A 12,037-nucleotide genomic window follows, 5' to 3' on the forward strand; every position below is an offset into this window, starting at 1 on the left:
CGGGCCGGTCCGCGCCGCGTCCTTGCCCCCGACGAAGGGACGACTTCGTGAGTCGGCTGTGGAGCCGGTTCGGCGCCCGTACGGCCGCTGTCGCACTGCTCTCCGTGGGCGTTGCCGGCGGTTTCTATCTGGGCGAAGACCGGGAAACCCAGCAACAGGGCCTGACCGCGCAGGTCGGCCTCCAGGTCGACCAGGCCGAGTACGACTACCAGCGTGACCGGCAGGCCGACCACCGGCGGGAGTCCGCGAAGCAGCGGGCCGCCGAATACCAGGCGAGGCTGCGGGCCGCCGCGGCGGCGAAGGAGGCCGCCCAGCGGGCCAAGGCCGCCGAGGCCGCCGCGGCGTCGCGCAAGAAGGAGCGCGAGGCGGAGGCCAAGGCCAAGGAGAAGGAGGCGGACTCGAAGATCAAGTCGTTCGCCGGCCCGATCCCCGCCTCGTGCAGCTCGTACAGCGGTCACCGCAAGACCGGCTGCGCGATGCTGTTGCAGGAGGGCTTCAAGATCGACCAGATGCCCTGCCTGGACAAGCTCTGGACCAAGGAGAGCGGCTGGAACCCCAAGGCCAGCAACTCCTCCTCCGGGGCGTACGGCATCCCGCAGGCGGTGCCGGGCACCAAGATGAGCTCGGTCGCCAGCGACTGGAAGACCAACCCGGCCACCCAGATCAAGTGGGGCCTCGGCTACATCGAGGGCCGGTACGACAACCCGTGCGGAGCCTGGGCCAAGAGCCAGAGTTCCGGCTGGTACTGATCGACGACCACGACGGCGGGGCGGGTGGGCGACCATCCGCCCCGCCGTCGTCGTACCCCCGGTGGCGCGGGACCGAGGTGGCGGTTGCCGCGGAATGCTGATAGCCATGGTGGGGTGACCCTGCACCCGACGGGCGGCGACCCCGACCGGTTCGGCACCGAGGCGTTCTACGCGTCCCTCGGCCGGGCCTTCGTCGCCATGTGCGCGGTGGTGCCGTTCCTCTTCCTCATCGAGGCCCTCGACCAGGGGCTCGGCTTCGGGCTCGACGTGGCCGCCGGCATCATCCCGCACCGCATCCAGGGGCTCGACGGGGTGTTCTTCTCGCCGTTCCTGCACCACGGCTTCGACCACCTCTACAGCAACAGCATCCCGCTGATCCTGCTCGGCACCTTCGTGCTGGCCGCCGGCGTCCGCCGGTTCCTCTGGTCCACCCTGGTCATCATCCTGGTCAGCGGGCTCGGCGTCTGGTTCACCGGCTCGCCCGACTCGGTGGTCGTCGGGGCCAGCGGGGTGATCTTCGGCTACCTCGGCCTGCTGCTCACCCGGGGCATCGTCGAACGCAGCTGGTGGAACTTCGCGGTGGTGCTGCTGGTCGGCCTGCTCTACGGCTGGCAACTGCTCGGCATCCTCCCCACCGACGAGCGGATCTCCTGGCAGGGTCACCTGTTCGGGCTGCTCGGCGGGGTGGTCGCGGCGATCCTGTTCCGGCGTCGTCGCCCGTACGACCCGTACGGGGAGTACCGGGTGGAGTCCACGTTGACCTCCTGAGCGCCGGCGACCCGCCCGGCACACGGCAGCGCCCGGACATGCTTGCCCGATCGGGTCGGCACGCCTAACGTCGGCATCAGCACGCGTTGATCGCCAGCGGAAAGCGACGGTACGCCCATGCGCGAGGTCGATGTCGCCGTGATCGGAGCCGGCCCGGCGGGGCTGTTCGCCGCGTACTACGCGGGTTTCCGGGGCCTGTCGGTGGCGGTGGTGGACGCGTTGCCCGAGCCGGGCGGGCAGATCACCGCCATGTATCCGGAGAAGCTGATCCTCGACGTCGCCGGCTTCCCCGCGATCAAGGGGCGTGACCTGGTGGCCAACCTGGTCGCCCAGGCCGCGCCCTACCACCCGGAATACCTGCTCGGCACCCGGGCCGAGAAGCTCGCCCACATCGACGGCCGACCGGTGCTCGGCCTCGCCGGCGGTGAGGAGCTGCGCTGCGGCGCGGTGGTGGTCACCAGCGGGCTGGGCAGCTTCACCCCGCGCCCGCTGCCGGTCGCGGACAACTTCCTCGGCGGCGGGATCGTCTACTTCGTACCGGAGCCGGCCGGGTTGGCCGACCGGGACGTGCTGATCGTGGGCGGTGGCGACTCCGCGTTCGACTGGGCGGCGACCCTGCAACCGCTGGCCCGCTCGGTGACCCTGGTGCACCGTCGCGAACGGTTCCGGGCGCACGCCGGGACGGTGGCCCGGGTGCTGTCGCTACCGGTGCGGGTCGTGGTCAACGCCGAGGTGACCCGGCTGCACGGCGACGACACGGTGACCGCCGCCGAGATCACCGTACGGGGTGACGCGACGGAGACCCTGCCGGTCGACACGGTCGTCGCGGCCCTCGGCTTCACCGCCGACCTTGGCCCGCTGGCCGAGTGGGGGTTACGCCTGGACCGGCGGCACATCGTGGTGGACAGCGCGATGGCGACCAACCTCCCCCGGGTCTTCGCCGCCGGCGACATCACCGAGTACCCGGGCAAGGTACGGCTGATCGCCACCGGTTTCGGTGAGGCCGCCACCGCCGTCAACAACGCCGCAGTGGCCATCGACCCGGCGGCCCACCTCTTCCCCGGCCACTCCTCCGACGCCGGCTGACCGGCGTCCACGCCGGTGCCGGCCGATCCGCCGGGGGTGCCGGGTCGGCCCGGCCCGGCGAAACGCCTGGCACCGGCCGCCTGGCACCGGCCCGGGTCAGGGCAGGCCGATCAGGTCGGCCATCAGGCCGGTCTGGTGGTCGAAATAGGCGTCCCGGTGCGGGAGGGCCGGATCCAGCCGACCGAAGAGGTCGAAGCTGATCAGCCCGAAGAGCTGCGTCCAGCCGGCCATGCCCCGGGCCAGCAGGGATGCGGGCAGACCGGGGAAGAGACCGGTGGCGACCTCGGCCAGGTCGGCGCGGACCGGCTCGGGCAGCTCGTCGTCGGGCGGGGTGAGCCGGCCGTCGGCCATCCCGTCGCGGAGGATGCCGATCAGGGTCAGCGGTGGACGCTGGGCGGGCAGCACGGTGTCGACCGGAGCGGCGTACCCGGGGACCGGGCTGCCGTAGAGCAGGGCGTACTCGGCGGGGTGCGCCAGCGACCAGGCGCGGGCGGCGCGGCAGGCGGCGTGCCAGCGTCCGCGCAGGTCGGCCTGGTCGGCGGCGGCGTCGGCGGCCTCCACCGCGTCGCCGAGCGCGTGGTACGCCTCGATGATCAGCGCGGTGAGCAGGTCGTCGCGGCTCGGGAAGTAGCGGTAGATCGCGGAGGAGACCATGCCCATGTCCCGGGCGACCGCCCGCAGCGAGAGGTCGGCACCGTCGGTGGCGAGGTGGCGACGGGCCACCGCCTTGATCTCGTCGATCATCTCGGCACGGACCCGGGCGCGGATCGAGGAAGCCGGCATGACCTCACTCTGCCACGGTTCAGAGCGGCAATCAAAAGAGAGAGCACTGCTCTTGACGATGAGGTGGCAGTGGGCCATGCTGGACGCAGCTGAACGAGAGCAGTGCTCTCGATTCAGTCCCCCGCTCCGAAAGGTGTTCCCATGTCGCTGCACGTGATCATCGGTGCCGGTCCGGTCGGCACCGCCACCGCCCACCACCTCGCCGAGCAGGGCGAACAGGTCCGCCTGGTCACCCGACGGGGCACCGGCCCCGCCCACCCGGCGATCGAGCGGATCGCCGCCGACGCCGCCGACACCGACCGGCTGACCGCCCTCACCCGGGGAGCGGTCGCCCTCTACAACTGCGCCAACCCGGCCTACCACCGGTGGGCCACCGACTGGCCGCCGCTGGCCGCCGCGCTGCTCACCACCGCCGAGCGCACCGGCGCGGTGCTCGCCACCGTCGGCTGCCTCTACGGGTACGGCCCGGTCGACGCGCCGATGACCGAGGACACCCCGCTCGCCGCCACCGGCACCAAGGGGCGGGTCCGCAACCGGATGTGGGCCGACGCGCTCGCCGCCCACCGCGCCGGCCGGGCCCGGATCACCGAGGTGCGCGGCTCGGACTACCTCGGTGCCGATGGCAGCTCCCTGCCGATGCTGATGCTGCCGAAGGTGCTCGCCGGGCAACGGGTCTTCCTGCCGGTGAACTGGGACGCCCCGCACACCTGGACGTACATCGGGGACGTGGTGCGCACCCTGGTCGCCGCCGCGACCGACGAGCGGGCCTGGGGACGGGCCTGGCACGTGCCCAGCACCCCGGCGGTCAGCGCCCGCGAGCTGGCCGGCCGGGCGGCGGAGCTGGCCGACGCCCCCACGCCGAGGCTGACCCGGGTGCCCTACCCGTTGCTCTGGCTCGGGGGTCTGACCGACCCGTTCGCCCGTGAGCTGCGGGAGACCGCGCACCAGTTCGCCAGGCCCTTCGTGATGGACTCGACGGCGGCCACCGCGACCCTGGGCATCACAGCGACCCCGCTGGACGAGGCGCTGGCCACGACCGTCCGCACGCTCACCGCGTCGACCGGCACGCCGGTCGCGTCGGGTGCCGGTGCGGCCCGCTGACCCTCGGTGCGGGTCGCGGGTCAGCGCCGGGGTGCCGGGCCGAGCGCCGCGACCAGCACCGCGACCAGGGTGAGCAGCGCACCCGCCAGGGTGGCCGGCCCAGGGTGCGACGCCGCCGTGGGCAGCACCACGTCCAGCGCGACGGCCCCGACGACCTGACCGGCGATGGTGGCGAGCCCCAGCAGCAGCACCCCGGTGAAGCGGACGATCGCCGCCGCGACAGTGATGAACACGATGCCGATCGGGCCACCCAGATAGAGCCACGGCTCGGTCGGCAGGGTGCCACCGGGGCCGCCCCGGACCGCCACCTCCACACCGAAGGCGACAAGCAGGGCCGCCGTACCGACGGCGAAGTTGACCAGGGTGGCGGTGAGCGCGCTGCCCGACGCCGCCCGGACCAGGCCGTTGACCGCCTGCTGCCAGGCCAGGCCCAACCCGGCGAGCAACGGCAGCAGGGCCAGCGCCAGCGTGCCCGGGTCGCCGAGCCGGTCACCGACCGCCAACAACACGGCAAGCACGGTCAGTACCGCGCCGGCCAACCGGGCCACGGTCACCGGCTGGCGCCCGCCCGGTCCGATACCGGCCCGGTCCACGGCCAGGCTGCTGGCCGACTGCCCGGCCACCACCGCCACGGTGAAGACCGCCACGCCGAGCACCCCGATGGTGAGCCCCTGGGTGGCGACCAGCAACGCCCCGCACACCCCGCCCAGCAACTGCCAGGGGCGCAGCGCGCCGGAGCGCAACGACCCGCGCAGCTCGGCGAGCCCACGTCGCCCGGCGGGCAGGGCGGGGACCAGCACCAGCAGCACCAGCAGCCCGAGGCCGAAGGAGACCACCGCCGCGGCGATCCCGTCGGCCAGGCGTACGCCCAGCTCGCCGTTGATCCGGGACTGGACGGCGACCCCGACGCCGGCGGCGGTCGCCAGGCCGATCCCGGCGATCCGGCGGGAGGTGGACAGGACGGGTGGGGTCGCCGTGCCGGTAGCGGTCACTCCTGCTCTGCCAGGGGCCTGCCGTCGAAGTCCACCGCCGAGTAGAGGGCCAGCTTCTCCAACCGGTGGTACGAGTCGATCACCCGGATGGTGCCGCTCTTGGACCGCATCACGATCGACTGGGTGTACGCCCCGCCGTCCTGGTAACGCACCCCGCGCAGCAGGTCACCGGAGGTGACCCCGGTCGCCACGAAGAAGCAGTTGTCCCCGGTGACCAGGTCGTCGGTGCCGAGCACCCGGTCCAGGTCGTGCCCGGCGGCGAGCGCCTTCTCCCGCTCCTGCGGGTCACGCGGCCAGAGCTTGGCCTGCATCGCCCCGCCCATGCACTTGAGCGCACACGCGGAGATGATCCCCTCCGGGGTGCCGCCGATGCCCATCAGCACGTCGACGCCCGACTCACCCCGGGCGGCGGCGATCGAGCCGGCGATGTCGCCGTCGGAGATGAACCGGATGCCCGCCCCGGTACGGCGGATCTCGTCCACCAGATCCTCGTGCCGGGAACGGTCCAGCACGCAGACGGTGACCTCGGCGACGTCGGTGCCCTTGACCTTGGCGATCCGCCGGATGTTCTCCGCCGGCCCGGCCTCGATGTCCACCACGTCGGCGTACGCCGGACCGACGGCCAGCTTCTCCATGTAGAAGACGGCGCTCGGGTCGAACATCGCCCCCCGCTCGGAGACGGCCAGCACCGCGAGCGCGTTGGGCATGCCCTTGCTCATCAGCGTGGTGCCGTCGACCGGATCCACCGCCACGTCCACCTCGGGGCCGCTGCCGTCGCCCACCTCCTCGCCGTTGAACAGCATCGGGGCGTTGTCCTTCTCGCCCTCGCCGATCACCACGACGCCGCGCATCTGGATCGAGTTGATCAACTTGCGCATGGCGTCGACGGCTGCCCCGTCGCCACCCTCCTTGTCGCCCCGGCCGACCCACCGGCCGGCGGCCATCGCCGCGGCCTCGGTGACCCGGACCAGGTCGAGGGCGAGGTTGCGGTCGAGATCCTGTGGGATCCGCGTCCTGGTGTTCGTCATGGCGGCCTCCTCCTCGCGACGGTGCGGGGTGGACCGGCAGGGGCTCGGTCGCCCCGGCCGGTTTTGTCGCTGATCCTCACACGATGCCAGGTCCGGAGACGGGGCGGGGCGATGGTGGGCGGGATCGCTCCACCGGGCGGCTGCGAGAATGGGCCGGTGGAGCCCGCACAGCCTGCCGACCGCGTACCCGCCGAGCCGACCCCGCCGGCGGGTGCCGGTCGGGTGGAGAAACCCCGCTCAGAGCGGTCGCCGAAGGACATGGCGCTGTCCCTGCTGGTGCTGCTGGTCCCGATCGCCCTGCTGCTCGCCTTCTACCGGGGCTTCCTCGGTGGCGAGCAGCCGACCACCGTCGACGCCACCCCCGCCTACGAGCAGGCCCGCGCCGCGAACGTCTTCCCGGTCACCGAGCCGTCCGGGCTCGGCTCCGGCTGGCGTACGGTGAGCGCCAGTTTCCGTACCGTCGAGGGCGGCGCGAACCTGCGGGTGGGCTATCTCACTCCGGAGGGGCGGGGCGCCCAGCTGGTGCAGAGCAACGTGCCGCCGGAGCGACTGCTCCCGGCCGAGCTGACCGCAGCGGGGCAACCGCAGGGGCCGGCCGACCTGGGCGGGGCGAACTGGCAGCGGTACACCGGGCGGGGCAACGAGCAGGCCCTGGTGCTGCTCGAACCGAACCGTACGGTGATCGTGGTCGGGGACGCCAGGGACAACGAGTTGCGCGAGCTGGCCGGCGCACTGCGCTGACCAGGGGCGGGGCGGTGACCACGCCGGGTTGGGCGGGTGCTCCAAGCCAGGTCGGGCGGGTGCTCCACGCCCGGGCGTACGGGTGATTCACGCCGGGGTGGATTGCGGAAGGCGACGTCCGGGAACAGAAGGGACGCGACCCCGGGCCGGGCGCGACCGGGCGGGGACCGCGCGCCGCGCGAAAGAGCGTCACGCCCGCGGCGCCACGCCCCGGCACCCGCCGGGGACCGGACGACCCGACTGGAGAGCCTGACGTGACCATTCGACGTTTCAGCACGGCGGTCTTCGCCGCGGCGCTGCTCACCCCCGGCCTGGCCGCCTGCAACAACTCCGGAAGCGGCGAGGCGGGGGCCTCCGCATCCCCGACGGTCTCCGGCAGCGCCGCCTCGGGCAGCGCCTCGCCCGGCACCTCCGAGGCCAAGCAGGCCCTGCTGAACTCCACCAACGAGATCCGCAACGGCAACTTCCGGTTCACCATGACCGGGGTGGGCTCCACCGCCGAGGGGCAGGTGCACCAGCCCAGCCAGAGCGCCCAGATCAAGCTGAGCATCGGTGACGCGTCCTCGGACCTGATGATGAACCTGGACGTGATCCACGCCAAGCCGGACAGCTGGGTGAAGCTGGACCTCGGCGGCAAGTCCGCAAGCAGCATCCCCGGTGCGCAGAAGCTCAGCCTCGGCAAGTACCAGCACCTCGACCAGACCCGGATCAAGGGCAACAAGTCGCTCGGCTTCGACTTCGACAAGGTCGACCCGGCCGGCAGCGCCGTGCTCACCCAGGGCATCACCGAGGTACGGCAGACCGGCGAGGGCAGCTACGCCGGCACCCTGGACGTGTCGAAGGCGGCCGAGGCCGGTTCGGTCGACCCGACGGTGATCACCGCGCTGGGCGCCCAGGCGCAGTCGGTGCCGTTCACCGCGAAGCTGGACCCGCAGGGCCGGCTCAGCGAGATGGTGGTCCAGATCCCGGCCGCCGGTCAGACCGCCGCCCAGGACATCAAGATCACCTACTCCGACTACGGCAGCGCCACCGCCGCCCAGAAGCCCGCCTCCGACCAGGTGGTCGAGGCGCCGCAGGAGCTCTACAACCTGTTCAACTGAGTCGTCCGTCAGGCGGCGGGGTGGTCGGGGCCCACCCCGCCGCCGGCACGTCCAGCGTCGTCCCGGACCGGCGGTCGATGTCGGGCCTTGCGGGACCCACGGCGCCCGTCGACCGGGAGTACGCTGCGCCTTCATGGGCATCTCCCACCACGGACGCACCGAACGTCTCGACCTCGCCGATCCTTCGCTGCGCGAGTGGACCTGCCGGGTCGTGCACGTCGATCCCGAGCTCGGCGTCGTACTGGACCGGTCCGCCTTCTACCCGGGCGGCGGCGGCCAGCCACCGGACCACGGAGTCCTGCTGTGGCAGGGGGTGCAGACCCGGATCGTCGGCACCCACAAGGGTGACGACCTCTACCTGATCCCCGCCGAGGGCGACCCGGTGCCACCGGTCGGTGCCGAGGTGCAGGGGGCGATCGAGGACGAACGCCGGTTCACCCTGATGCGTACCCACTCCGGGCTGCACGTGCTCTGCGGGGTGGTGTTCCGCGACTTCGGCGCGTTGGTGACCGGCGGCAACATGGAGCCGGGCGAGGCCCGGATGGACTTCAACCTGCCGCAGGTCCCCGAGGGCTTCAAGGGGCTGCTGGAGGAGGCGGTCAACAAGGAGCTGGCCACCGACCGGCGGGTCTCCGTCCGGGTGCTTCCGCGCGACGAGGCGCTGGCCATCCCCGACATCGTGCGCACCCAGACAAACCTGATCCCGCCGGACGAGCAGGAGGTCCGGATCGTCGACATCGAGGGCCTCGACGTGCAGGCCGACGGTGGCACCCACGTCGCCTCGATCGGGCAGGTCGGGCGGCTGCAGATCGTCAAGGTGGAGAGCAAGGGCAAGCAGAACCGCCGGGTACGCATCCGCCTCGCCGGCTGACCCACCGCTGCGCCGGCACGGGCCACCGCACCCGCTCCGCCGGCAGCGGGTGCGGCCCGTCCGTCGAGGGCGGGGCCGGGTCAGGCTTCCGCGGTGGACCGGGCGGCGTCGATCCGGGCGCGTGCGCCGTCGAGGGCACGTTGGCAGTCCGCGGCGAGCTGCTCGCCGCGCTCCCACAGCGCCAGCGACTCCTCCAACGACGTGCCGCCGGCCTCCAGCCGCTCCACCACCTGGGCCAACTCGGCGCGGGCCTGCTCGTAGCTGAGCCGCTCGTCGGGTTTGCGCTCGCTCATGTCGTCCTCATCTCCTCGACGGTCGCGGTCAGCTCGCCTTCGGCGAGGCGTACCCGCAGCGGGTCGCCCTGGGCCACCTCGCCGGCCGCCCGGACCACGTGCCCGTCGGCCCGCTGCACGATGGCGTAGCCCCGATCGAGGGTGGCGGCGGGGGAGAGCGCACGCAGCCGGGCCAGGGTGTGCCGCAGGTCGTCGGTGGCCGCGCCGAGCCGGTGGGTCAGGCTGCGGGTCGACCGGTCACGCAACGCGGTCACCTCGGTGGCCCGCTGGTCGACCATCACCTGTGGGCGGGCCAGCACCGGCCGGGACCGCAGCAGGGTCAGCCGGTGCGACTCCCGGTCGACCAGGTTGCGCACCGCCCGCTCCAGCCGGGACCGGGCCTGACCGATCAGCCGTACCTCGTCGGCCAGGTCGGGGACGACCCGCTTGGCCGCGTCCGTCGGAGTGGACGCGCGGACGTCGGCGACGTAGTCGACGAGCGGGGCGTCCGTCTCGTGGCCGATCGCGCTGACCACCGGGGTACGGCAGGCGAAGACAGCCCGGCACAGCGCCTCGTCGGAGAAGGGCAGCAGATCCTCGATGCCGCCGCCGCCCCGGGCCAGGATGATCACGTCGATGGTCTCGTCGGCGTCGAGGACCCGCAGCGCGTCGACGATCTGCGACACCGCACCCGGCCCCTGCACCGCCACGTTGACGGTGCGGAACTCCACTGCCGGCCAGCGCCGCCGGGCATTGGTCAGCACGTCCCGCTCGGCCGCCGACGCCCGGCCGGTGATCAGGCCGATCCGCTGTGGCAGGAACGGCGGCCGGCGCTTGCGGGACCTGTCGAACAACCCCTCGGCGGCGAGCAGCTTCTTGAGTTTCTCCAGTCGGGCCAGCAGCTCACCGAGCCCGACCTGGCGGATCTCGTCGGCCCGCAGGCTCAGCGTGCCCCGGGCCGCGTAGAACTCCGGCTTGGCGTGCAGCACCACCCGGGCGCCCTCGCGCAGCTCGGGGGCGCCGGCGTCGAGGACGTCCCGGTTGGTGGTGACGGTGAGGCTGAGGTCGGCCGACGGGTCACGCAGGGTGAGGAAGACCGTGCCCGCTCCCGGCCGACGGCTGATCTGTGCCACCTGCCCGTCGACCCAGACCCAGCCGAGCCTGGCGATCCACGCGCCGACCTTCTGGCTGACCACCCGGACCGGCCAGGGCTCCTCGGGGGTGCTGCGGGGGGCGTCGGTCACCCGCCCACCCTACGGTCCGGCTCCGACGAACCGCGCGCTGCCGGGCCGCCGGTCCACCGGCTCCGTACCCCCGCTGTGGTACGGGTCGCAGCCCCTGTCGTCGGAGATGTCGGCACGTACGATGGGTGGGTGACCGAGGCTGAGGCGACCCCCAAGACCGGCAAGCGCGTGCTCCTGGCCAAGCCCCGCGGCTACTGCGCGGGGGTGGACCGGGCGGTGCAGACCGTCGAGGAGGCGCTGAAGCTCTACGGCGCTCCGATCTACGTCCGCAAGCAGATCGTGCACAACAAGCACGTGGTGCAGACCCTGGAGGCCCAGGGCGCGATCTTCGTGGAGGAGAACGAGGAGGTGCCGGAGGGCGCCACCGTCATCTTCTCGGCGCACGGCGTCGCCCCCGAGGTCTACGAGCAGGCGAAGGTGCGCTCGCTCAAGGCGATCGACGCGACCTGCCCGCTGGTGACCAAGGTGCACCAGGAGGCCAAGCGGTTCGCCGCCGAGGACTACGACATCCTGCTGATCGGCCACGAGGGGCACGAGGAGGTCATCGGCACCGCAGGCGAGGCCCCCGCCCACATCCAGCTGGTCGACGGCCCCGACGACGCCGACAAGATCACCGTGCGGGATCCGAGCAAGGTCGTCTGGCTCTCCCAGACCACCCTGTCGGTGGACGAGACGCTGGAGACGGTGGCCCGGCTCAAGACCCGGCTGCCGCTGCTCCAGTCGCCGCCCAGCGACGACATCTGCTACGCCACCTCCAACCGGCAGCACGTGGTCAAGGAGATCGCCCCCGACTGCGACGTGGTGCTCGTGGTCGGCTCCCGCAACTCGTCCAACTCGGTACGCCTCGTCGAGGTGGCCCTGGACGCCGGGGCCCGCGCCGGGCACCTGGTCGATTTCGCCCACGAGATCGACGACGCCTGGCTGGCCGGTGCCGCCACCGTCGGCCTGACCTCCGGGGCGAGCGTGCCCGACGAGTTGGTCCAGGAGGTGCTTGCCTACCTGGCCGAGCGGGGCTTCACCGACGTCGACGAGGTGGTCACCGCCAACGAGCGACTGACCTTCTCGCTGCCCCAGGAGCTCAAGCGCGACATGAAGGCCGCCGCCCGCGGCTGACGCCGTACCTTCAGCGCCCGCTCCCCCCCCGAAACCTACTAACCAAGATCGCCGGAAACACCTTCAGCGAGACGGGCCCGGTGATCAAGAGGTCTGCGTCACCGTGGAGATCAATCGTGACGTATTTCTCTTGATCACCGGGGCCAGTGGGGCGGGCGTGGCGGTGGGGCGGGCTGGCGTGGGTGGGTG

General features: G+C 72.6%; 13 protein-coding genes. 8 read left to right on the forward strand and 5 right to left on the reverse strand.

Going from position 1 to position 12,037, the window contains the following annotated elements; translation table 11 throughout:
- The first annotated feature begins 47 nt into the window (after window positions 1-47).
- The 3 genes from AC0AIB_RS22965 to AC0AIB_RS22975 all read left to right on the forward strand — a co-directional run bounded on the left by AC0AIB_RS22965 (window position 48) and on the right by AC0AIB_RS22975 (window position 2,603).
- Window positions 48-749: an aggregation-promoting factor C-terminal-like domain-containing protein gene (locus tag AC0AIB_RS22965; protein ID WP_328340126.1), complete on the forward strand. Its 702-nt coding sequence runs from the start codon at window positions 48-50 to the stop codon at window positions 747-749.
- A 114-nt stretch (window positions 750-863) separates the two neighbouring features.
- Window positions 864-1,517: a rhomboid family intramembrane serine protease gene (locus tag AC0AIB_RS22970; RefSeq protein ID WP_328340124.1), complete on the forward strand. Its 654-nt coding sequence runs from the start codon at window positions 864-866 to the stop codon at window positions 1,515-1,517.
- 117 nt (window positions 1,518-1,634) lie between these two features.
- A complete protein-coding gene (locus tag AC0AIB_RS22975; RefSeq protein ID WP_328340122.1) occupies window positions 1,635-2,603 on the forward strand; it encodes an NAD(P)/FAD-dependent oxidoreductase in 969 nt (322 codons plus the stop codon).
- Window positions 2,604-2,699: 96 nt separating this feature from the next.
- Here AC0AIB_RS22975 and AC0AIB_RS22980 read toward each other — a convergent pair whose 3' ends face one another.
- Window positions 2,700-3,386, reverse strand: coding sequence for a TetR/AcrR family transcriptional regulator (locus AC0AIB_RS22980; protein WP_328340120.1), 687 nt, complete (start codon window positions 3,384-3,386; stop codon window positions 2,700-2,702).
- Between the two features lie 141 nt (window positions 3,387-3,527).
- Here AC0AIB_RS22980 and AC0AIB_RS22985 point away from each other — a divergent pair, with 141 nt between their 5' ends.
- Window positions 3,528-4,487, forward strand: a complete 960-nt coding sequence (locus AC0AIB_RS22985) for an NAD-dependent epimerase/dehydratase family protein (protein WP_465097460.1) — start codon at window positions 3,528-3,530, stop codon at window positions 4,485-4,487.
- Window positions 4,488-4,507: 20 nt separating this feature from the next.
- On the opposite strand, the gene AC0AIB_RS22990 is transcribed toward AC0AIB_RS22985, so the two are convergent.
- Window positions 4,508-5,479: a DMT family transporter gene (locus tag AC0AIB_RS22990; protein WP_328340116.1), complete on the reverse strand. Its 972-nt coding sequence runs from the start codon at window positions 5,477-5,479 to the stop codon at window positions 4,508-4,510.
- Window positions 5,476-6,507 (reverse strand): class II fructose-bisphosphatase, encoded by a 1,032-nt coding sequence (glpX, locus tag AC0AIB_RS22995; RefSeq protein WP_328340114.1) that lies wholly within the window; start codon window positions 6,505-6,507, stop codon window positions 5,476-5,478. Before glpX ends, AC0AIB_RS22990 begins: the two co-directional genes overlap by 4 nt.
- 156 nt (window positions 6,508-6,663) lie before the next feature.
- Between glpX and AC0AIB_RS23000 the strand changes: the two genes are divergently transcribed.
- The 3 genes from AC0AIB_RS23000 (at window position 6,664) to AC0AIB_RS23010 (ending at window position 9,219) form a co-directional block, all read left to right on the forward strand.
- Entirely contained in the window at window positions 6,664-7,248 is a 585-nt protein-coding gene (locus tag AC0AIB_RS23000; protein ID WP_328340112.1) for a DUF4245 domain-containing protein, read from the forward strand.
- Between the two features lie 254 nt (window positions 7,249-7,502).
- On the forward strand, window positions 7,503-8,348 hold the full coding sequence (locus AC0AIB_RS23005; RefSeq protein ID WP_328340110.1) for a hypothetical protein: 846 nt from the start codon (window positions 7,503-7,505) through the stop codon (window positions 8,346-8,348).
- 133 nt (window positions 8,349-8,481) lie between these two features.
- Window positions 8,482-9,219 carry an alanyl-tRNA editing protein gene (locus AC0AIB_RS23010; RefSeq protein WP_465097461.1) on the forward strand — a complete coding sequence of 246 codons (738 nt, stop codon included), beginning with the start codon at window positions 8,482-8,484 and terminating at the stop codon, window positions 9,217-9,219.
- Between the two features lie 80 nt (window positions 9,220-9,299).
- Here the strand turns inward: AC0AIB_RS23010 and AC0AIB_RS23015 are convergent, their stop codons facing one another.
- Together AC0AIB_RS23015 and xseA are read right to left on the reverse strand one after the other, a co-directional pair.
- Window positions 9,300-9,512 carry an exodeoxyribonuclease VII small subunit gene (locus AC0AIB_RS23015; RefSeq protein WP_328340108.1) on the reverse strand — a complete coding sequence of 71 codons (213 nt, stop codon included), beginning with the start codon at window positions 9,510-9,512 and terminating at the stop codon, window positions 9,300-9,302.
- Entirely contained in the window at window positions 9,509-10,735 is a 1,227-nt protein-coding gene (gene xseA / locus AC0AIB_RS23020; RefSeq protein WP_328340106.1) for an exodeoxyribonuclease VII large subunit, read from the reverse strand. The genes AC0AIB_RS23015 and xseA overlap by 4 nt, the downstream gene beginning before the upstream one ends.
- A gap of 129 nt (window positions 10,736-10,864) precedes the next feature.
- Here xseA and AC0AIB_RS23025 point away from each other — a divergent pair, with 129 nt between their 5' ends.
- Window positions 10,865-11,848 carry a 4-hydroxy-3-methylbut-2-enyl diphosphate reductase gene (locus tag AC0AIB_RS23025; protein WP_328340104.1) on the forward strand — a complete coding sequence of 328 codons (984 nt, stop codon included), beginning with the start codon at window positions 10,865-10,867 and terminating at the stop codon, window positions 11,846-11,848.
- The last annotated feature ends 189 nt before the right edge of the window (window positions 11,849-12,037 follow it).

It is taken from the genome of Micromonospora sp. DSM 43699 (genome assembly GCF_055517075.1).